Annotated in this window: 11 protein-coding genes; 6 read left to right on the top strand and 5 right to left on the bottom strand. The window is 70.2% G+C overall.

Features of this window, described 5'->3' with window-relative positions; all coding sequences use genetic code 11:
- Positions 1-36 precede the first annotated feature (36 nt).
- Both LBW94_RS19735 and LBW94_RS19740 read left to right on the top strand, forming a co-directional pair.
- The gene (locus tag LBW94_RS19735) at positions 37-13,122 is read left to right on the top strand and encodes a non-ribosomal peptide synthetase (protein WP_266271610.1); all 13,086 of its coding nucleotides are present in this window, start codon (positions 37-39) and stop codon (positions 13,120-13,122) included.
- A gap of 204 nt (positions 13,123-13,326) precedes the next feature.
- On the top strand, positions 13,327-14,454 hold the full coding sequence (locus LBW94_RS19740; protein ID WP_225059251.1) for an NDMA-dependent alcohol dehydrogenase: 1,128 nt from the start codon (positions 13,327-13,329) through the stop codon (positions 14,452-14,454).
- Between the two features lie 99 nt (positions 14,455-14,553).
- On the opposite strand, the gene LBW94_RS19745 is transcribed toward LBW94_RS19740, so the two are convergent.
- Positions 14,554-15,063: a hypothetical protein gene (locus LBW94_RS19745; protein WP_225059257.1), complete on the bottom strand. Its 510-nt coding sequence runs from the start codon at positions 15,061-15,063 to the stop codon at positions 14,554-14,556.
- The gene (locus LBW94_RS19750; protein WP_225059250.1) at positions 15,060-15,677 is read right to left on the bottom strand and encodes a TetR/AcrR family transcriptional regulator; all 618 of its coding nucleotides are present in this window, start codon (positions 15,675-15,677) and stop codon (positions 15,060-15,062) included. Before LBW94_RS19750 ends, LBW94_RS19745 begins: the two co-directional genes overlap by 4 nt.
- Positions 15,678-16,139: 462 nt before the next feature.
- Here LBW94_RS19750 and LBW94_RS19755 point away from each other — a divergent pair, with 462 nt between their 5' ends.
- Positions 16,140-16,835 (top strand): TetR/AcrR family transcriptional regulator, encoded by a 696-nt coding sequence (locus LBW94_RS19755; protein ID WP_225059249.1) that lies wholly within the window; start codon positions 16,140-16,142, stop codon positions 16,833-16,835.
- Between the two features lie 13 nt (positions 16,836-16,848).
- On the opposite strand, the gene LBW94_RS19760 is transcribed toward LBW94_RS19755, so the two are convergent.
- Both LBW94_RS19760 and LBW94_RS19765 read right to left on the bottom strand, forming a co-directional pair.
- Positions 16,849-18,201, bottom strand: a complete 1,353-nt coding sequence (locus tag LBW94_RS19760; RefSeq protein WP_225059248.1) for a cytochrome P450 — start codon at positions 18,199-18,201, stop codon at positions 16,849-16,851.
- 45 nt (positions 18,202-18,246) lie between these two features.
- Positions 18,247-19,080 (bottom strand): SDR family NAD(P)-dependent oxidoreductase, encoded by an 834-nt coding sequence (locus LBW94_RS19765; protein ID WP_225059247.1) that lies wholly within the window; start codon positions 19,078-19,080, stop codon positions 18,247-18,249.
- Positions 19,081-19,367: 287 nt separating this feature from the next.
- Here LBW94_RS19765 and LBW94_RS19770 point away from each other — a divergent pair, with 287 nt between their 5' ends.
- Positions 19,368-21,077, top strand: coding sequence for a FadR/GntR family transcriptional regulator (locus LBW94_RS19770; protein WP_225059246.1), 1,710 nt, complete (start codon positions 19,368-19,370; stop codon positions 21,075-21,077).
- A gap of 3 nt (positions 21,078-21,080) precedes the next feature.
- Here LBW94_RS19770 and LBW94_RS19775 read toward each other — a convergent pair whose 3' ends face one another.
- Positions 21,081-21,899, bottom strand: coding sequence for an SDR family NAD(P)-dependent oxidoreductase (locus tag LBW94_RS19775; RefSeq protein WP_225059245.1), 819 nt, complete (start codon positions 21,897-21,899; stop codon positions 21,081-21,083).
- Positions 21,900-22,079: 180 nt separating this feature from the next.
- On the opposite strand from LBW94_RS19775, the gene LBW94_RS19780 reads away from it, so the two are divergent.
- Positions 22,080-22,418 (top strand): ArsR/SmtB family transcription factor, encoded by a 339-nt coding sequence (locus LBW94_RS19780; RefSeq protein WP_225059244.1) that lies wholly within the window; start codon positions 22,080-22,082, stop codon positions 22,416-22,418.
- Positions 22,419-22,421: 3 nt separating this feature from the next.
- On the top strand, positions 22,422-22,781 hold the full coding sequence (locus LBW94_RS19785; RefSeq protein WP_225059256.1) for an SRPBCC family protein: 360 nt from the start codon (positions 22,422-22,424) through the stop codon (positions 22,779-22,781).
- Positions 22,782-22,785 lie beyond the last annotated feature (4 nt).

The raw sequence follows: 22,785 nt of genomic DNA on the forward strand, positions 1-22,785 counted from the left end.
ATCGTGCCCTCCCCCACCGCGAATCCCGCTGCGGCCGTGCGGGATCCGGAGGCCTTCGAGACCCCGGCCACCCCCGATCCCACTGCGTTCGTGGTGGATCCGGAGACACTCCGGCAAGGCGCCGCGGCATTGCTGCCCGCCTACATGGTGCCCTCGGCATTCGTGGTGGTCGACGCGATCCCGTTGACCGTCAACGGAAAACTGGACCGCCGCGCGCTGCCCGCACCGGCGGCCGTCACCCGGGAATTCCGGAGCCCGCGGACAGCCGTGCAGGAAATCGTCGCCGGTGTGTTCGCCGACGTTCTCGAGGTGCCGGAGGTCGGCCTCGACGACGACTTCTTCGCCCTCGGCGGCAACTCGCTGATCGCCACCCGGGTCGCGTCGCGGATCGGCGCCGCCCTCGGCACCACCGTCGCGGTGCGTGCGCTGTTCGAGACCCCCGACGTGGAATCCCTTGCCGGACAGCTGGAATCACTGCCGGCCTCGGGGAGCACCACCCGTCCGGCGTTGGTGGCGGGTGTGCGTCCGGAGCGGGTGTCGTTGTCGTTGGCGCAGTCTCGGATGTGGTTCTTGAACCAGTTCGATACCGGGTCGGCGGTGGAGAATATCGTGGTGGCGATCCGGTTGTCGGGTGTGCTGGATGTGGGGGCGTTGCGGGCCGCGGTGGCGGATGTGGTGGCGCGGCAGGAGATTTTGCGGACGGTGTATCCCGGTGGGGCCGATGGGCCGGTGCAGCGGGTGTTGCCGGTGTCGCAGGTGCCGGTGGTTGTGACGGCGGTGCCGGTGGCTGGGGAGGCGGTGCTGGAGGCGGTGTCGGGGGTGGTGTCGGCGGGGTTCGATGTGACGGTGGAGGTGCCGTTCCGGATCCGGTTGTTCGAGGTCACCGATACTGCTGGTGAGTTCGTGCTGGTGTTCGTGGCGCATCATATTGCCGCGGATGGCTGGTCGATGGGGCCGTTGACGCGGGATGTGATGGTGGCGTATGCGGCGCGGTCGGCGGGGCAGGCGCCGGGGTGGGTGCCGTTGGCGGTGCAGTATGCGGATTTCGCGGTGTGGCAGCGGGAGTTGCTGGGTTCGGAGGATGATCCGGCGAGTTTGCTGTCGGGTCAGGCGCGGTTCTGGCGGGGTGTGCTGGCGGGGGTGCCGGATGAGTTGAATCTGCCGGCGGATCGGGCGCGTCCGGTGGTGCCGTCGTTTGCCGGTGGGCGGGTGGTGTTCCCGGTGTCGGTGGCCACGCATGCGGGGTTGGCGGGGTTGGCGCGGCAGCAGGGTGCGACGTTGTTCATGGTGGTGCATGCGGCGTTGGCGGTGTTGCTGGCGCGGTTGTCGGGGACCGGCGATATCGTGGTGGGGACGCCGGTGGCCGGTCGGGGTGAGGCCGAGTTGGATGGCTTGGTGGGGATGTTCGTGAATACGCTGGTGTTGCGGTCGCAGGTGGAGGGGGGCCGGTCGTTCGAGGAGTTGCTGGCGGCGACGAAGGAGGGGGATCTGGCGGCGTTCGCGCATGCGGATATCCCGTTCGAGCGGTTGGTGGAGTTGGTGAATCCGGAGCGGTCCACCGCGCGGCATCCGTTGTTCCAGGTGGCGTTGTCCTTCGAGAACCTGCCGGAGAGCAGCTTCGAACTACCCGGATTGCGCGTCGCCGCAATAGATGTCGACGGAGCCACCGAGAAATTCGATCTGTCACTGCACATCCGGGAACATGCGGACGGCCTGACGGCCGTGTTCTCCTTCGCCCGTGACCTGTTCGACCAGGCGACCGTCGAGGTGTTCGCGCAACGGTTCACCCGCCTGCTGGACGGCATCGTCGCCGAACCGCACAAGCCCGTGGGTGAGCTGCCGCTGCTGACCACCGCGGAATTCCAGCGGCTCACCCACGTCGAACCCGACGATGTGATGGCCACGACGCTGCTGCCCGATCTGCTCGGCAACGGCGTGCACCTCGGTCGTGATCGTGTTGCGGTGCGGTACGGCGGTCGTTCGGTGACCTATGGTGAGCTCGATGACCGGTCCTCGCGGTTGGCGCGGGTGCTGATCGGTCGTGGGGTGGGTCCGGAGAAGCTGGTCGCGGTGTCGCTGCCGCGTTCGTTCGAGATGGTGCTGGCGGTGCTGGCGATCACCAAGGCCGGTGGCGCGCACGTCCCGGTCGACCCGGCCTACCCCGGGGACCGGGTGCGGCACATGCTCACCGACTCCGCCGCGGTACTGGGTATCACCGCCGGCGCCTATGTCGGCGGGCTGCCCGCGGACGTGGACTGGCTGGTCCTCGACGACCCGGCCACCGACATCGCCTGCGCCGCACAGTCCGCGGCCGCGGTGACCGACGCGGACCGGATCACCGCGTTGCGGATGACCCATCCGGCGTATGTGATCTACACCTCGGGGTCGACCGGGAAACCCAAGGGTGTCACCGTCACCCACGCCGGTATCGGTGGCCTCGCCGATGTCGCGACGGGGTTGTACGGGCTGGAACCGCATCACCGGTTCCTGCACATCTGCTCGCCGAGTTTCGATCCGTCGGTGCTGGAATGGGTGTGCGCGTTCTATATCGGTGCGACCCTGGTCATCGCACCCCCGGAGATCATCGGCGGCCCCGACCTGGCGCAGTTGCTGCGTCGTGAGCAGGTCACCCACACCATCATCACCCCGGCGGTGCTGGGCACCATGGACCCCGGCGACCAGGCCCAGCTACTGGTCACCTCCGTCGGTGGTGACGTCACCACCCCGGAACTGCTGGCCAAGTGGCAGCCCGGCCGCCGGTACTTCAACGCGTACGGGCCCACGGAAACCACGATCATCTCCACCTACGCCCGCCTGTATCCCGGGGACCACATCACCGTCGGCACCCCCGTGCACGGCATGTCCGCGCTGGTGCTGGACAACCGCCTCAACCCGGTACCCCCGGGGGTGGCAGGCGAGTTGTACCTCGCCGGCGGCGCGGTCGCCCGCGGCTACCGCGGGGCCCACGGCCTCACCGCCGAACGATTCCTCGCGAACCCCTTCGGCGCTCCGGGCGCCCGCATGTACCGCACCGGCGATATCGTCCGCTGGCACGCGACAGCCGAACGCGACGACGCGGGGCGCCTCACCGGTGACACCGCGTGGGAGCTGGATTATGTGGGGCGCAGTGACTTCCAGGTGAAGATCCGCGGGTTCCGCATCGAACTCGGTGAGATCGACGCGGTCCTCACCCGCCACCCCGACGTCGACTTCGCCTTCACCATGGGCCGCGACACCACCGCCGGAGCCACCATCCTGGCCTCCTACGTCACACCCGTCACCGGGCACACGATCGACACCGTCGCGCTCACCGAGCACGTCGCCACGATCCTGCCCCCGCACATGGTCCCCACCGCGATCACCGTCCTCGACCAGATCCCGCTGACCCCGGTCGGCAAACTCGACCGCCGCGCCCTGCCCGAACCCGTCCTCGCCCCCCGCGAGTACCGGGCACCGGCCACCGAGATCGAAACCATCCTCGCCGAGGTCTTCACCGAAGTCCTCGGCACCGACCAGATCGGACTCGACGACTCCTTCTTCGCCCTCGGCGGCGACTCCATCCTGTCCATCCAACTCGTCTCCCGCGCCAAAACCCGCGGCATCCGCATCACCCCCCGCGACGTCTTCGAACGACGCAGCATCGCGGGCCTCGCGGCGATCGCCCGGACCGTCGACACCACGGCCGCCCGGCCCGTGCTGACGGAACTGCCGGGCGGCGGCATCGGCGAGTTCCCGCTCACCCCGGTGGTGCGGTTCATGGTGGACCGTCCGGGCTCGTGGCGGCGCTTCAATCAGTCACTGGCACTGGAACTTCCGATCGGCATCGACCGCGCCGCGATCGTGGCCACCGTGACCGCGGTGATCGACCGTCACGACATGCTGCGCGCACGGCTGCGGCGGACCGATACCGACTGGATCGTGGAGACCGCCGAGCCGGGCACCGTCGATGTCGACGCGCTGATCGACCACGTGGTCGTCGACGCCGACGCGGACACCCCACGCACGACCGCAATCGCCACGGCCGCACTGGATGCCGCCGTGGCCCGCCTGGATCCGGAAGCGGGCACGGTGATCCGGTTCGCCTGGCTGCGGTCCGGCGATCCACGCCGGCCGAGCCGGCTGCTGGTGGCCGCGCACCACCTGGTGATCGACGGCGTGTCGTGGCGAATCCTGGTGCCGGACTTCGTCTCCGCCTGGGCACAGCTGTCCGCCGGACATGCCCCCGAACTCGCACCGGTGCCGACGAGCATGCGCACCTGGGCGCAGGCGATGACGGATCGAGCCGACCAGTGGACCGGAGAACTCGGCCACTGGCAGACGACCGCCACCGGCCCCGACCCGCTGCTGACGACCCGGGCGCTCGATCCGGCCGTGGACGTGACCGGTTCGATCGTCGAACATCGGGTGGAGGTGTCCGCGGAGGTCACCCGGGCACTGCTGACGACGGTCCCGGCGTTGTTCCACGGCGGTGTCAACGACGGCCTGCTGACCGCGCTGGCGCTGGCGGTGGCCGCGTGGCGGGCCCGCGGCGCGGCGACCGGCAGCGACGGTGCGGTGGCCGAGGATTCGGTGCTGGTCCGGCTGGAGGGCCACGGCCGCGAGGAGCAGGCCGTGCCGGGTGCGGACCTGTCGCGCACGGTGGGCTGGTTCACCTCGATCTTCCCGGTTCGCTTCGACCTCACCGGAATCGACGTCGAGCAGGCGCTCGCCGGTGGCCCGGCGATGGGCGCGGCGATCAAGGCGGTCAAGGAGCAACTGCTCGCCGTGCCCGGCAAGGGCATCGGCTACGGCGTACTCCGCCATCTGAATCCGGAGACGGCCGCGCACCTGCCGGTCCGACTGCCCGGCCAGGTGAGTTTCAACTACCTCGGCCGGATCTCGGAAACAGCTGTCCCGGAATCGGTTCGCGGACTCGGCTGGGTGCCGACGGATGCTCTCGGCACGCTGGCCGCGCACTACGACGCGGATATGCCGGCGATGGCGCCGATCGATATCAACGCGATCGTGGCCGGTGATCGGTTGTCGGCGCAGATCGGTTATCCGGCAACGTTGTTGGATGCGGAGTCGGTGGCGGTGTTCGCGGGGTTGTGGGTGCGGGCGCTGGAGGCGGTGGCGCGGCATGCGCTGTCGCCGGAGGCCGGTGGGTTCACGCCGTCGGATTTCCCGTTGGTGCGGTTGGGGCAGGGTGATATCGACGCGGTGACGCGGCGGTTCCCGGCGGTGGCCGAGGTGTGGTCGTTGTCGGCGTTGCAGGCCGGGTTGTTGTTCCATGCGCAGTTGGCGGCGTCGTCGGTGGATGTGTACACCGCGCAGGTGGTGCTGACGTTGTCCGGGCGGGTGGATGCGGGCCGGTTGCGTACGGCGGCACAGGCATTGCTGGATCGTTACGACAGTCTGCGGACGGCGTTCGTCGCCGACGGTGACGGCACACCCATCCAGATCGTGCTCGACCGCGTCGAGGTGGACTGGACCGAACACGATACGACCCTCGCCGGACGGACAGCGGACCCGCTGCCCCGCAACGGTTCCCGCGTTCCGCACGCCAGTGGCCTGCACCCGGTCGGCGATGTCGGCACGATGTCCCCCGCCGCCGCCGAACTGATCGCCGAAGACCGGCGACGCCGTTTCGATCTCACCGTGCCGCCGTTGCTGCGGTTCACGTTGATCCGCACCGGGATCCAGGATTGGCAACTGGTGGTGTCGAACCATCACATCCTGCTCGACGGCTGGTCGATGCCGTTGCTGATGCGGGATCTGCTGATGCTGTACGCGACCGGTGGTGACACCTCGGCGTTGCCGTCGGTGCGGTCGTATCGCGGATTCCTGGAATGGCTGGCCCGCCAGGACCTTCCGGCGTCGCTGACGGCGTGGCGGCACGCGCTGGCGGGAGTGTCGGAGCCGACGCTGCTGACCCGCCCGCAGACCGGCCGGGAGATCACCAGCCTGGCCGGGGAGCATTTCTTCGGGCTGGACGAGCCTGCGACGGCGCGGCTGGTGGCGGTGGCCGCTGAGCTGGGTGTCACGGTGAACACGGTCGTGCAGACCGCCTGGGGTGTGCTGCTGGGCCGGTTGACCGGTCGTGACGATGTGTTGTTCGGTACCACGGTGTCCGGGCGGCCGGCGGGGTTGTCCGGGGTGGAGTCGATGGTCGGGTTGTTCATCAACACCGTGCCGGTGCGGGTGGCCTTCGACCCGGCCGAACCGGCACGGGGGTTGTTGTCGCGGATCCAGGGTCAGCAGGCGGATCTGCTGGACCACCATTACGTGGGCCTGGCCGATATCCAGGCCGCGGCGGGTATCGGTGGATTGTTCGACAGTCTGGTGGTGTTCGAGTCGTATCCGGTGGATGCCGACGGGATCGCCGCGCAGGCCGCCGATATCGACGGGATGGCCGTGACCGGCCTGCACGCCGCCGACGCGACGCACTACCCGTTGACGTTGATCGCGCAGCTGGATTCCCGGTTGCGGATCCGGGCGGGTTATCTGCGGGATCTGTTCGACGAGGACACCGTCACCACCCTCGCCGCGCGGCTGGTGCGGGTGCTGACCGCGATCGTCACCGATCCCGGTGTGGCCGTGGGCGGTATCGATCCGCTGGACGCGGCCGAACGCCGCACGATCCTCACCGACTGGAACGCCACGACATTCGACACCGCCGGCGTGCTGGCGGGCCGCCCCGCCACCCTCGCGGCACTGTTCCAGGCGCAGGTGCGGCGGACACCCGAGGCGACCGCTGTCACCTTCGAGGGGTCGCGTCTTTCCTATCAGGAGTTCGCCGACCGGGTGCATCGGCTGGCGCGCTGGCTGCTCGATCGTGGCGTCGGCCCGGATTCCTATGTGGCACTGGGTATGCGGCGGTCGATAGATCTGGTGGTCGGCATGTACGCGACCGTCGTCGCGGGCGCCGCCTATGTGCCGCTGGATCCCGACCATCCCGCCGAGCGCACCGAATACATCCTCGCCACCGCCGATCCGGTGACCGTGCTGACCTCCGGCGCGGATCTGCCGCTGCGGACGGCGCAGGTGCGCATCGACCGGCTCGACCTCACCGACTACCCCACCGCACCCATCACCGATGCGGAACGCCGGGTCCCCCTGCGTGACTCGAACACCGCCTACGTGATCTTCACCTCCGGGTCGACCGGTCGTCCGAAGGGTGTGGCGGTGCCGCACGCGGCGATCGTGAACCGCCTGGTGTGGATGCAGGACCGGTACGGGCTGACCCCCTCCGATGTGGTGTTGCAGAAGACCCCCGCGACCTTCGACGTGTCGGTGTGGGAGTTCTTCTGGCCCTTGCAGATCGGGGCGCGGCTGGTCGTCGCGAAGCCCGACGGGCACCGCGACCCCGAATATCTGATGCAGTTGATCACCGCCGAGGGCGTCACGGTCACCCACTTCGTGCCGTCGATGCTGACGGTGTTCGCCGCGGCGCTGCGCACCGCGACGGACCGCGAGATCGCCACGGCCACCGGACTTCCCGCCGCCGCGGGCCACGGGAGCTGGTGCCGGTCGTTGCGGCTGGTGTTCGCCTCCGGTGAGGCGCTGGGCGCCAAGCCCGCTCGTGTGCTGGCGGAGCTGACCGGGACCACGGTGCACAACCTGTACGGCCCCACCGAAGCCGCCGTCGACGTCACCCACCACACCCTCACCACCGCCGACGTCGACACCGTCCCGATCGGACGGCCGGTGTACAACACCCGCGTCTACGTGCTGGACCACCGGTTGCGGCCGGTGCCCGCCGGTGTCCCCGGTGAGCTGTACCTCGCCGGTATCCAGCTCGCCCACGGTTACGTCGCCCGCCCGGACCTCACCGCGGACCGGTTCGTCGCCGACCCGTACCGGCCCGCCGAACGCATGTACCGCACCGGCGATCTCGTCGCCTGGACCGCCGGCGGTGAACTGGAATACCTGGGCCGCACCGACTTCCAGGTGAAACTGCGCGGCCTGCGCATCGAACTCGGCGAGATCGAGACCGCGCTCACCGCACTGGACGACATCACCGGCGCGGTCGTGGTCGTGCACACCGACCCCTACACCGGCGACCAGCTCGTCGGCTACCTCACCACCGGCCGCGTCCTGGATCCGGACGACGTCCGCGAGGAATTGACCCGCCGCGTCCCCGCCTACATGGTGCCGTCGGTGTTCATGGTGCTGGAGGAGTTCCCGCTCAACGCCTCCGGCAAGCTCGACCGCAAGGCGCTGCCCGCACCGCTGGTGGAGGCCGCGGTGTTCCGGGCCCCGACGACACCGGTGCAGGAGATCGTCGCGACCGTGTACGCCGAGGTGCTCGGCGTGGACCGGGTCGGGCTCGACGACGACTTCTTCGCCCTGGGCGGCAATTCGCTGATCGCCACCCGGGTCGCGGCCCGGCTGTCGACGGCCCTGCACACCCGCGTCGGCGTCCGCGACCTGTTCGACGCACCCACGGTCGCCGCACTCGCCGCCCGCACCGAAACCCACACCGCCACCGACACCCGCGTCCCGCTGCGCCCCCAGCCGCGTCCGCCGCTGCTCCCGTTGTCGCTGGCGCAGCAGCGGATGTGGTTCCTCAACCGGTTCGAGGCCGGCCCCGACGGCGTCGAAACCAGTGCCGCGGCAGCGTCGTACAACATCCACGCGGCGGTGCGGCTGTCCGGTCTGCTGGACCGGCAGGCGTTGCACATCGCGATCGGCGATGTGCTGGAACGCCACGAGTCGCTGCGCACCCGGTTCCCGGCGATCACGTCCTGGACCCTCGATCCGGCCCTGGGCCCCGCCTATCAGGAGATCCTCCCCACCGCCCGGGTGGTCCCGGAGCTCACCCCGGTCGCTGTCTCGGAGGCCGAACTGCCACAGCGCCTCTCGGAACTGGTGGGAGTCGGCTTCGACGTCACCGCCGCGGCCCCGTTCCGGGCCGGATTGTTCGAGATCAGCCCGACCGAGCACGTGCTCGCCCTGGTGGTGCACCACATCTCCGCCGACGGCTTCTCGATGGGCCCGCTGACCCGGGACGTGATGGCCGCCTACGGCGCCCGCGTCGACGGCGGCGAACCCGCCTGGGCCCCACTGCCGGTGCAGTACGCCGACTACGCGCTCTGGCAGCGCGCGGTACTCGGCGCCGAGACCGACCCGGAATCGGTGATCGCCCAGCAGATCTCGTTCTGGCGCGACACCCTGCGCGGGGTGCCCGAACAGCTCGACCTGCCGACGGACCGGCCGCGGCCCGCGGCGCGCTCGTTCGCCGGGGACACCGTCGAGCTGACCGTCCCGGCCGATACCCATCGCGCGCTGGCCGAACTGGCCCGGGCCGAGGGCGCCTCCCTGTTCATGGTCGTGCACGCGGCGCTGGCGGTGCTGCTGGCCCGGCTGTCCGGCACCGGTGACATCGCCGTCGGCACCCCGGTCGCCGGGCGCGGCGAGGCCGAACTCGACGACCTGATCGGCATGTTCGTCAACACCCTGGTGCTGCGCAGCCGGGTCGACGCCGGTGAGCCGTTCACCCGGCTGCTGGCCCGCCAGCGCGAGACGGATCTGCGCGCGCTGGCGCACGCGGACCTGCCGTTCGAGCGGCTGGTGGAGGTGCTCGATCCGGTGCGGTCGACGGCCCGGCATCCGCTGTTCCAGGTGGGGCTGTCGTTCCAGAACCTGGGCCGCACCGGGCTGGAGCTGCCCGGCCTGACGGTCGCCGGGCTCGCGGTCGACAGCGGGCTGGCGCAGTTCGACCTGAATCTGACCCTCGCCGACCGCTACGACGCCGCGGACACGCCCGACGGCATGACCGGATCGTTCACCTACGCCACCGATCTGTTCGACCGCGCGACGGTGCAGAGCTTCGCGCAACGGTTCCTGCACCTGCTCGACGGCATCGCCGCCGCGCCGGACACCGCCGTCGGCGATCTGGAGCTGCTGCTCGGCGCGCCCGAACGCGATCGAATCCTGCGGCGCTGGAACGCGACCCGGCATCCGCTGGCCCCCCGGACGCTGCTGGACGACTACCGCCGGGCGGTGGCCACCCATCCGGATCGGGTGGCGGTGGTGTTCGAGGGCGTCGTGCTGACCTACCGCGAATTCGACGCCCGGGTGAATCGGCTGGCGCGGCTGCTGATCTCGCGCGGCATCGGCCCGGAGTCGCTGGTGGCGCTGGCCGTCCGGCGCTCACCGGAACTGGTGATCGGCATGTACGCGATCGTGACCGCGGGCGGGGCCTGGGTGCCGCTGGATCCGGACCATCCGGCCGAACGCATCGGGCACGTGCTCGACACCGCCCGCCCGGCCGCCCTGCTGACCACGAGCCGCGACGGTGTCACCGCTGCCCGGGACGTGCCGGCCGTCGAGATCGACACCGCGGACCTGTCCGGCTTCGGCCCGGAACCGGTGTCCCCGGCGGAACTCCGCACTCGGGTGCGTCCGGACCATCCGGCCTACGTGATCTTCACCTCCGGCTCCACCGGCCGCCCGAAGGGCGTGGCGGTGTCGCACCGCGCGATCCACAACCAGATCGCCTGGCTGCTGGCCGAATACCCGCTCGGCGTCGACGACGTGTACCTCCAGAAGACGGCGACCACCTTCGACGTCTCGCTGTGGGGATACTTCGCGCCGCTGCGGGTCGGCGCGACCCTGGTGGTGGCCACCCCCGACGGTCACCGGGATCCGGCCTATCTCGCGGAAACCATGGCGGCGCAGCGGGTGACGGTCACCGACTTCGTGCCGTCGATGCTGACCGTGTTCGCCGCGCACGCGCCGGCGGCCGCGCTGACCACCCTGCGCCACGTGTTCGTGATCGGCGAGGCGCTGCCGCCGCAGACGGTGGCGGCGATGCGGGCGGTGTCGAACGCGCGGGTGCACAACCTGTACGGCCCGACCGAGGCGGCGGTCTCGATCACCGCCTGGCCGGCCACCGGCGCCGAGCGGCCGAGCGTGCCGATCGGTGTGCCGCAATGGAATTCGCGCGTGTACGTGCTGGACGCCCGGCTGCGGCCGGTGCCGCCGGGCGCGGTGGGCGAACTGTATCTGGCGGGCGATCAGCTGGCGCGCGGCTATGTGGCGCGCCCGGATCTGACCGCGGACCGCTTCGTCGCAGATCCGTTCGACGCCCCCGGCGCCCGCATGTACCGCACCGGCGATCTGGTGCTGTGGCGCCGCCGCGACGGACGGGCCGTGCTGGATTATGTGGGCCGCAGCGACTTCCAGGTGAAGTTCCGCGGACAGCGCATCGAACTCGGCGACATCGAGTCGGCGCTGCTGACCCATCCGCGGGTCGCCCAGGCGGTGGCGCTGGTGCAACCGTCGGAGCTCGGGGACCGGTTGGTCGCCTACGTGGTCCCGGCGCCGGGCGCCCTGCTGGATCGGGCGGAGGTGCTGGACGCGGCCGCTCGCGCCCTGCCGCCGTACATGATTCCCGCCGCGCTGGTCGAACTGCCGGAACTGCCGCTGAACAGCTCCGGCAAGCTGGACCGGAAGGCGTTGCCGCAGCCGGAGTTCACCCGGCAGCGGTTCCGGGTGCCGGTCACGCCGGTCGAGCAGATCCTCGCGGAGATCTTCGCGGAGGTGCTCGGCGTCGAATCGTCCGGCGCCGCAGGCCCGATCGGGCTCGACGACGACTTCTTCGAACTCGGCGGCAACAGCATCCTGTCGGTGCAACTGGTCTCCCGCGCGGCGGCCGGCGGTATCCGGCTGAGCATCCGCGACGTGTTCGAGCATCGCACCCTGGCCGAACTGGCCGCCAACGCCGTTCTCGACGACCGGCCCACCCCGCGGCCACCGAGCGGCCCGCTGCTGCCGATCTATCCGGTCGACTGGTCGGCCTGGGAGCAGCACCACCGCACCCTGACCGAGGTCTGGCCGGTGTCCCCGGCCCAGGAGCACGCGCTGCGCCGACTCCGCGCCGGCACGGACATCCCTGCCCCGCAGGTGATCCTGACCCTGCGCCACCTCGACGCCGCCCGGCTGCACACCGCCGTCCGGGCGCTGCTGGACCGCTACGCCAACCTGCGGGTGGTGTTCGCCGCCGACACCGCCGGGAAGCCGGTCCAGATCGTCCTCGATTCGGTTGAGATACCTTGGCGCACCGTGGATCTCACGGCGACCCCGCGACGGCTGCCGGATCTGCTCGCCGCCGAGCGGGCGGCCGTCGGCGCCGCGGCGGCCGAGACCATCGGGGCCACCGCGGCACTGCGGTTCACCCTGTACCGCCTTCCCGCCCACGAGTGGCGGCTGGCGATCACCACGCACGATCTGCTGGTCGACGACTGGTCGATCCCGCTGTTGCTGCGCGACCTGCTGGTGCTGTACACCGTGCACGGCGACCTGGCCGCGCTGCCGCCGCTGCCGTCCTATCGCGACCACCTCGCGCTGCTGGCGGCCGCCGATCAGGAATCCGCGGAACAGGCCTGGGCACAGGCGTTGTCGGGTGTCACCCCGACCCGGCTGGCGCCGGACCGCCGCCTCGCCGCGGCGCTGGAGGACGCCCCCGGGCGGGTGGTCGCCGAACTCGACGCCGAGCACTCGCGGCGGATGGTCACCCTGGCCGCCGAACTCGGGGTGGCGGCACGCACCCTGGTGCAGGCCGCGTGGGGCATTCTGGTGAGCCGCCGCACCGGCAGCGGCGACGTGGTCTTCGGCCACACCGTCGCCGGGCGGCCCGAGGAACTGCCGGGCAGCGAGTCCATGGTGGGCGCGTTCGCCGAGACGTTGCCCGTGCGGGTGCGCGTCGACGACCGCAGATCCCTGGCCGACCTGATCACCACCCTGGACCGGGAGCAGCTCGCGCTGGCGCGCCGTCGGTTCCCGGCCGGGATCCGGGCGGCGGCCGAGCCGGAATTCGACTCGCTGCTGGTGTTCGAGTCGTATCCGGTGGAAGCGACCGCGGTGCTCGACGCGGCCATCGACGGCATGTCGGTGACCGGGGTCGAGATCGCGCGGCCTCCGGCGTATCCCCTGACGGTGACGGTGTCCACCGGCCCGGCGATCGTGCTCCGCTTCGATCACGACCCCGCCCGGTTCCCGGCCGCCGAGGTGGAAAGCCTGGCCGCCCAACTGGTCCGGACGCTCACCGCGCTCCTGCACGACCCCCGGGTCACGGTCGCCGAGCTGGATACCGCCACCGCCGAGCCCGGTCCGCCGCGCCCGGATTCCCGGGACTGAGACGCTGCTCGTCGGCCGAATCCGGCGCTAAAACTAGAACACGTTCTGTATGGTCGTCATCGGCCACGAAATACTCGCCGCCGCCGCGGACCCGGCGTCCCGGCCGCGTCGTGAGGCATCCTCGGTATATGCCTCGCAGCGCGGCCGGGCATCCGTCCGGATTCGGTGGCGCCCCGAGATCGTCCGGAGAAAGTGAAGTTCGCGATGAAAACCAAAGGCGCCCTGATCTGGGAGTTCAACCAGCCGTGGTCGATCGAGGAGATCGAGATCGGCGCACCCCGCCGGCACGAGGTCACGATCCAGATGGAGACCGCCGGCCTGTGCCATTCCGACCATCACCTGGTCACCGGGTCGATCCCGATGATGGGCTTCCCGGTGCTCGGCGGGCACGAGGGCGCCGGCATCGTCACCGAGATCGGCGAGGGTGTGGAGAACTTCGCGGTCGGCGATCACGTCGTGCTGTCGTTCATCCCGTCCTGCGGCATCTGCCCGTCGTGTCAGTCCGGCATGCGCAATCTGTGCGATCTCGGCGCGGGGCTGCTGGGCGGCGCCTCGGTCAGCGACGGCTCCTTCCGCGTCCAGGCCCGCGGCCAGAACGTGTTCCCGATGGCGCTGCTGGGCACCTTCTCGCCCTATATGGTCGTGCACGAGAGTTCGGTGGTGAAGATCGATCCGTCGATCCCGTTCGAGGTGGCCTGCCTGGTCGGCTGCGGTGTCACCACCGGCTACGGCTCGGCGGTCCGCACCGCCGACATCCGCCCCGGCGAGGACGTCGCCGTGATCGGCATCGGCGGGCTCGGCATCGCCGCGCTCCAAGGCGCGGCCAACGCCGGGGCCCGCTACATCTTCGCGGTCGACCCGGTGGAGTGGAAGCGCGAGCAGGCCCTGAAATTCGGCGCCACCCATGCCTTCCCGACGATCCAGGAGGCCACCGCCGCGTGCGCGGAGATCACCGCCGGGGGCATGGCGAAGAAGGTGATCGTGACGGTCGGGCACGCCGAGGGCAAGGAGGTCGACAACTGGCTGGGCATCACCGCCAAGGGCGGCACCTGCGTCGTCACCGCGATGGGCAGCCTGATGGACAACGCGGTCACGCTGAACCTGTCGATGCTGACCCTGCTCCAGAAGAACTTGCAGGGCACCATCTTCGGCGGCGGCAACCCGCACTACGACATCCCCCACCTGCTGTCGATCTACCGGGCCGGCAAGCTGAACCTGGACGACATGGTGACCCGGGAGTACCGGCTCGAGGAGATCAACGACGGATACCGGGACATGCTGGAGGGACGCAACATTCGCGGCGTCATCCGCTACACCGACGCCGATCGGTGACCGTGCCGGTCACCGGAAACCGGTGACCGGCAGCGGAAAAGGGGTGACCGGCGGCGGCGCCGGGCATCGTCGATCGGTGCCACCGCCGGTCGGGACGGGTCAGCCCATGGGGACGAGGTCGCGCACGCCGGCCAGCTGGGCCAGCGGCAGACCTCCGCGGAACACCTCGGTGCGGCCGATGACGGGCCCGCCGATGGCGGCGGCCGCGAACGCCTGCGCCTTGAAGGCCCGCGCGGCCACGCTCAGCTCGTGCTGCACCGAGCCGATGCGAGCGTCCAGTTCGCTGGGGCAGGTGTCGCCCCACACCGTGACCTCGGCGGTGCCGTGGTCGAGCGCGTCGAGCACGCCGCAGCGCACCCGCGCATCGACCTCGAACAGGTCGGCGGCCACCGCGATCGCGTGCGGCATCGGCCCGTGTGCCTGGGAGGTCAGCGACTGCTCCAGCTCCAGGACGGTGGCGCCGAGGATCTGCAACGGCCGCGCGTCCTCGCTGCCGGAGATCAGTACGGTGACGTCCCAGCCGGCCATCACCCGATCGAACATCCATCCCCCGACATTCCGCACGGCGTCGACCATGCTCGGCGCCACCACCGCCAGCCGATATCTCAGATCGTGCTTGCGGGCGTGAGCTCGCGCTCGAGCGAGCGGGCGTACTCCTTGAACACCGTGGTCAGCGGAATCGAGGGGTCGAGCAGCCATGAGGTTTCCATCCCGTTGAGAAAAGCGACAACTTCCACAGCCTTGACGGCCGGATCAATGTCGGTGCGGAACCGACCGTCACGCTGACCGCGCTGAATCCCCTCCGATACGGAGGCGAGGGCGGCGCGATAGCGTTCGAGCAGGCGTTCGTGCAGCGGGGCGTCCGGCTCCAGATTCTCCGTGAGCAGTACGGCGAACATGCCTACCAGGTCCGGGGAGCGCCTGAACCGATCGGCGACATTCTCGATGGAAACGATGATGTCGCCTTCTTGGTCCGCGTGCATTTCGTCGTCGGTGTCACGGGCTTCGAGCACAGCTTGCAGCAACTGCTCCTTGGACTCGAAGTGGTGCAGCAACCCCGCCGGGGTGACGCCGGCCGCACGCGCGATCTGAGCGAGTGTGGTACTCCGCCACCCATTGCGCGCGAGCAGGCGCTGGGCGACGGCGAGAATCTGCAGCTTACGTTCCTCACCCTTCGCGAGAAGAGTGTCGTAAGGACGTGCAGTGGGCCGCTGACCGGACACCGAACTCCTTTGTTCGAATCAACCTACTGAACACACAGTAGGTTGGTTTTGCCGCTGTGACAAGGGTCTCATCGGGAAATCTCGAGCTACCTCCCACCAGCGCCGATACGGCCAGGAGCGGGCATACCGACTCGCACCCGCAGCCACACCCCGGCACACCGCACGGTCCGGCGGGTCACTCCGCCGCCGGCGCGGGGGCCGAAGCGGGCGCCGCGTGCTTGCTCACCGAGTAGGTGGAGTTGCGGCCGTCGGTGGTCAGCCGATACCGCTGCCGGATCCGGTCACGACGACCACCTTGCCGTCGAGTTTCCTTGCGCTGCTCTCCTTCTCGTGTGCATCGGTCAGACGCCGGCCGGGCGCAGAGGGGCCGGCGGGCGGATCCCGACATCCCATCCGGCCGCGTGGCGGCCGTCGCGCACGGCGAATTGGCAGCCGCGGCGCGCGGCTGCCTAGGATTCCGGCATGCCAGCACGCCAGCAGGGGAATCCGGAGGAGGTGCGGCCGGCGACGCCGGGCAGCCGCGACCGCTCCAATTCCAAGGGCGCCGCGACCCGGCAACTCATCCTCGAAACGGCCGAGCGATTGTTCGCCGAGCGCGGTATCGAGGCCGTACCGTTGCGCGATATCGCCGTGGCCGCCGGGCAGCGCAACAATGTCGCCGTTCAGTACCACTTCGGTGACCGGGAGACCCTGATCAAGGCGATCGTGTCGTACCGGGCCGCGCACAGCGAGCAGATCCGGACCGAGATGCTCGCGGATCTGCTGGCCGCGGACCGGCCGCCGCAGGCCCGGGATCTGGTGCGCGCCTTCGTCGTCTCGCTGACCGGACATCTGGCGGAGGACAACCACTACCTGGCGTTCCTGTCCCGGCACATCATCGAGCGGGGCGGCTACACCGGGCTGGAAGGCGTGGCCGGGTCCAGCATCGTCCCCACGTTCCTGGCGCTGCTGGCCCGGCTGCTGCCGGAGCACCCGCAGGCCGTGCTGCACGAGCGGTGGATGACCATCATGACCACCACCGCGCACACGTTGTCCCGCTACCAGACCGCCCAGCGCACCGGCGAATTACCGGCCGCACTGCCGGATCTGATCGACGATCTGGTGAGTTTCCTTGCCGCGGGCCTGGAGTCGACGGTGACCAGGCCCGCGGCACGGTGAGTGGTGGCCGCGCTCAGACGGCGGCCGAATCCCGGCGGACGGTGACCGGTTCGGCCAGACGCTGCTCGTCGCAGACGCGTTGCAGCTTCTCCAGGGTCTCGTCCAGGCCCGCCCCGAGGCGAGGGCCGGGGGTGAAGGTCGCGGGCAGTTTCCGCATGCCCTGGATGATGCCGATCGTCTCGTAGTGCACCGTGCCCGCGGGATCGCACCGGTAGTCCGGCATCCGATCCAGCACCGCGAGCAGCATCCGCTTGAAGATGGTGCGCGCCACGTTCGATCCGATGCAGCGGTGTACGCCGAGCCCGAAGCTGTAGTGCCGGTTACCCTTCCGCTCCAGGTCGATCTCGTTCGGACGCTCGAACACCGCGGGGTCCCGGTTGGCCATCGCCCACGAGAGCCACAGCCGCTCACCCTCTTTGAACTGCCGGCCACCCACCTCGCAGTCCTCCGCGAAGGTCCGGCCGTCGCCGGGCGCAGGGGTGAAGTAGCGCAGGAACTCCTCGGTGGCGGAATCGAGCAGCAGTTCGCGTTCGCGGGCGAGCAGCGTGCGCTGATCCGGGTTCTCGCCGAGCCATTCCAGCGCGTGCGCGGTCAGCGCGGTGGTGGTGTCGAAGCCACCGCCGATGATCAGCGCGAGCATGCCCAGCGCGTCGTCGTCGGAGATCGGCACGCCGACGAGGCTGGCGCGGGCGACGGCGTCGATCATGCCCGGCCGCGGATTCGCCTTGATCTCCAGGTAATTCGCGAGCAGGTCGGCGCGCATGACCTTGCTCATCTCCACCACCCGCGCCATGTCCGGCGAGGTCGGCGGCGTGTAGACCGAGGCGTGCGCGGGCTCGTTGTAGATGGTCCACTTCCGCAGCGGGATGCCCAGCATCGCCAGCGTGAGCACGGCGGGTACGACATTGGCGAGATCGTCGACGAAGTCGATCCGCCCGGACTCGATGTGCTCGTCGATGGCGGCGCGAACCACCTCGTCGATCACCGGAATCCAGCGCTGCACCGCCGCCGGGGACAGATGCGGATTGAGGACCGCGCGCAGATCCTTCTGTTCCGGCGGGTCCATCTCCAGGATTCCGGAGCGGATCATGTCGGGACGGTTGGGCGCGGGGATCGAGATTCCCTTGTACCCCTTGCGTTCTCCCTTGGGATCGTGGTCGTTGGACAGGTGCGGGCAGCGCGAGAGCTCGAACACCTCGCGATTGCCCGCGGCCACCCAGTGCCCGGCGTAGGTGTCGGTCCAGGCGACCGGGCACTGCTGCTGCATGTCCTCGGTGATGTCGGCGAACCGTCCCCGATACTGCGGGGCGTGCCGGTCGAAGTGGTAGGTCGGCTGCCGGTGCGCCCCGGCGGTCTCCGCGGTCATTGCTGTCGTACCTCGTATTCGGCTGTGGTGGAGGGGAACCGGCGCTCAGCCGTCGACGAAAACGCTCGTGTAATCGTCGAACACGCCGGTGAACATGGCCGTCGGGGTGAGCGGACGGTCGGCGACGGTGGTCATGATGCCCTCGCGGTGCGCGAGGTGGACCATGCTCTCCAGCTGCCCCGAATAGTCGACGGGCCGCGCGAGCATCCAGGCGATGCCCTCCGCGGCGCACGCCGACGGCTCCCAGCCGGTGTGATCCACGGTCGGCATGTTGGCGAGGGTGCCCTCGGAGGCGACCGGCGCGTCGATACGGAAGCAGTTGATCGCGATGCGGTCCCCGGCGAGCTGCCGGGCCAGATCGACGGTCATCCGCTCCAGCGCCACCTTGGCCATGCCGTAGGACATCAGTCCGGGCACCGGCTTCAGGGCCGCCAGCGACGACACGTTGAGGATGCGGCCCTCACCCGCGGCGCGCAGATGCGGCACGGCGTGCCGGGCCGCGGTCATCGGGGCGTCGAGATCGATGGCGAACACCAGATCGTGCCGTTGCTGCGAAATGTCCAGGTCGCCGACGAAGGTGACCGCGGCATTGTTGACCAGCACATCCAGCCGGCCCAGCGCGGCGACGGTGTTCTCCACCATGGCCCCGACCTGTTCCCGGCTCGAGAGATCGACCGGAATCGCCACCGCGGTACCGCCCGCGGCCCGGATACGCTCGACCACATCGTCGAGGGTGCCGGGCGTCCGCCGCGGCTGATCCCGGGTCGAGCGCGCGGCGCACGCCACCGCGTACCCCTGGGCAGCCAGCGCCACGGCCGTCGCCGCACCCACGCCGCGGCTGGCGCCGGTCACCAGCGCCACCTTCGCGCCGGCGCTCATCGGGAACCGCCGTTCGCGCGGCTCGCGGCCGATCCGTCCCGGCGGAACACCTGCGATGCTGCGGTTCTGGTGCGTGTAGTCACGGATTGTCCTTCGCGGGAGAGGGTCAGGGGCGAATCGGCGGATGGCCCGAAGGGCGAACGGCGCCGGACGGTGTACTCGGCCGACCGGCGGCCATGTGTCCCCGGTCACCTATGGTAATCACGTTCTCTATTTTCGCAAGTGCAATATAGTTGACCAGGTTGACGGAAGGAGGCCAGGCCGGGCGAGGGCAGTACGCTCATCGGATGGAAAGGGGACGATCGGTGCCGGAGGTTGCGCGTCCGCTGCTCGATCGGGCGTGGCGCGACACCCTGCCCGGCGGACGCAAGACGGCGCACCTGCTGGCGGCGGGGCTGCGCCGCCGCATCCTCAACGGCGACCTGGAGGTCGGCCACCGGCTGCCCCCGGAGACGGAACTGTCCGTCGCCCTGGACGTCTCGCGGGAGACCCTGCGGGAGGCATTGCGCATCCTGGAATCCCAGTCGCTGATCGAGATGCGCCGGGGCCGCGGCGGCGGCCCGGTCGTCCGGCGGCCGGATCTGGTCGCCACCGGCCGGTACGTGGCGCTGCTGTTGCAGGTGCGCGGCGCCACCCTCGCGGATCTGCGCGAGGTGCGCGCGATCCTGGAACCGCCGGCGGCCCAACGCTTCGCCGAGACCTGTGGCGAGGAGGGCCTGGACTATCTGACCACCCTGCACGAGGCCGAACGCGCGGCCGCGGGTGATCCGCTGACCTTCGCCACCGCCTCGGCCGTCTTCGACCAGGGCGTGGTGGAACTGTCCGGCAACCGCTGCCTCGGCGTCATCGCGGGCGTGCTCCGGGAGATCTACAAGGCCCAGGTCTATGCCGCGCTGATCACCCCCGGCGCCGCCTCGGCCACCGCGACCCGCCGAATCATCGCCGCGCACCACGACTTCCTGAAGGCGGCCCGCCGCCGCGACGGCCCGCGCGCCCGCCGCGCCTGCACCGACCACCTCGACCGCACTCACCGCCTGGTCACCGCCGGCCGCCGGGGCCGTCGCCCGATCGACATCACGCCGTGGTGGCGCGCCCAATTCGACGACCACCCCCGCCACACCTCCGGCACTCCACCCGGCCACGCCGGCGACGGGACGGCCGCCGATACACCCGATCGGTTCTCCGCCAGTTCACCCGCGCGCCCGTCCGACCGCACACCGGGTCGCATTTCCGGCCGGGCGAACCGCCACGCCTCCGGCGTTGCGCCCGGCCGGGCGGCGGCGGCCGTGGCGAGCGAGATCAGGACGCGCATCGCGGACGGCAGTCTGGGGGCCGGTGCGCGGCTGCCCCGGGTGGCCGACCTGACCGCCGAATTCGGTGTCTCCCGGCCGACATTGCGGGAGGGGCTGCGCATTCTGGAGACGGAGCAGTTGCTCGGTCTGCGGGCCGGGGAGCGGGACGGCGCGACCATCCGGCATCCGTCCCCGATGGTCGCCGCGCAGCTGGCCGGCACCGTGCTGGAGTCCCGCCACGTCACCCTCGCCGATTTCTCCCGGACGCTGCGGACGATCGAGCCGCTGCTGATGCGCTCGGCCGCCGCGACCCTGGATCCGGCCGTGCTCGCGACCCTGCACACGCTGGAATCCGAACTGGCCCAGCACATCGCGGACACCCCGCGCTTCGTGCAGACCTGGCGGCGGGCGGTGTTCGAGATCCTCACCGGCCTGCGCAACCCGGCCCTCGCCGTCGTGGCCGAGATGCTGCAATGGGTGCGCGGCGGCACCGAGATCGCGGTGGCCGCCGATGCCGCGGACCTGCCCTGGGTCACCGCCACGAATCGCAAGGCGCAGACCATGTTCGCCGAACTGGTCGGCGCGCTCGCCGAGCGCGACGGCGAGCGCGCCGAGACGGTGTGGGCCGAATGCCTCACCGTCCACAGCTCTTTCATCGAACCCTCCGATCTCGGCCGGCGGCTCGTGGTCGACCTGGTCGAGTGAGGCTCAGGTCAGCCCCACTCCCCCGTCGACCTGCAACACGTGACCGGTCACGAAGGCGGCCTGCTCCGACGCGAGATAGACGGCGGCGGCGCCGATCTCGGCCGGGCGGGCGACCTGCCGCGCCAGCGCGGTGCTGCGCCGGAACACGGCCCGCTCCTCGGCCCGGCTGGCCTCGGCATCGGTGAAAAGTCCGGTCCCCGGCCGGAAGCGGCTGCCCGCACTGGTCTCGGCGGCGAAATCCTCCGGCACCGTGCCGTACGGCGCGATGGCGTTCACGGTCACCCCGCTGCGCCCCACCTCCAGCGCCAGCACCCGGGTGAACGCGTGCACCGCACCCTTGGCCGCCGAATACACCGCCATGAACGGATCCCCGATCAGCGCCGACATCGACCCGATGTTCACGATCCGCCCGGCGCCGGCCGCGAGCATGTGCGGCAGCACCGCGTGCGTGCACAACAGCGTGCTGGTGAGATTGACATCCAGATCCGCCTGCCACTGCGCGGGCGTCGTCGACACGAACGGCGCCACCACGGCATTGCCACCGACGTTGTTGACCAGCACATCGATCGAGCCGAAGCATGCCAGTACCGCGTCGACGAGACCGGACACCTCCGCCGCGACGGTCACATCCGCGCGTTGCCACAGCACATCGGCCGCACCGCGTTCACCCGCCAGTTCGGCGACCCGCGCGCCGGCCTGCTCGTCCCGGCCGACGAGCACCACCCGGGCCCCCTCCTCGGCGAAGGCCAGCGCCGTGGCCCGCCCGATGTTCGCGGTCGCACCCGTCACCACGACCACCTTGTCCCGCAACCCGGTCTCCATGAATCCCCGTCCAGCCGTGCGGCAGCGCCGCGTAATCACGATCTACCGAATAAGAATACTATTCTTACTATTGAGAAGGACGATCTTCGCACACCTCGGATCCGATCCCCTTGACAAGCGGCGTTGCATGGCACAGCATTTAACCGTAAAGTTAATTAACCGAATGGTGTAATAACGCTCATGTCCGACGATCAACTCGACCGCGTCTTCGCCGCGCTCTCCGACGCGACCAGGCGAGCGATTCTCGCCCGGCTCGCGGAAGGGGAGGCGACCGTCGGCCAATTGGCCGAACCGTTCGCGATGAGCCTGCCCGCCGTCTCCAAACATCTGAAGGTGCTGGAGCGGGCCGGGCTGATCACCCGCGGCCGCGACGCCCAGTGGCGGCCGTGCCGGCTCGAGGCCGCACCACTGGCCGCGGCCACCGACTGGCTGGATCGGTACCGGGTGTTCTGGGACAGCCGCTTCGATCGCCTCGACGAGCATCTGCACCGAATACAACGCGAGGAATCCGACTCATGACCGATCGCCGAATGGGCCGGCCCGGAAGGCTTCACCACCCGCCGCGACAGCATCGTCGCCGAACCGGTCGTCGGCGGCCGCTACGAGTCGGTGATGGTGTCCGACACCGACGGCATCGAATACCGCAGCGCCGGCGTCTTCCGCGAGATCGCCGAGCCCGAACGCCTCGTCTTCACCTGGGGCGACCCGACCGGCGACGGCGCCGCCGATCGCGAGTCGGTCATCACCGTCACCTTCGCCGACATCGGGGACGGCAAGACCACCATGACCTTCCACCTGCTCGCCCCCGGCCCGCTGTCGCCGGAGGACGGCGCCGCCGCGGGCTGGGGTCAGAGCCTGGACCGGCTGCCCCGGGTGCTCTGAGGTC

Origin of the sequence: Nocardia sp. alder85J, from assembly GCF_020176955.2 — a bacterium.
Classification (GTDB): Bacteria; Actinomycetota; Actinomycetes; order Mycobacteriales; family Mycobacteriaceae; genus Nocardia.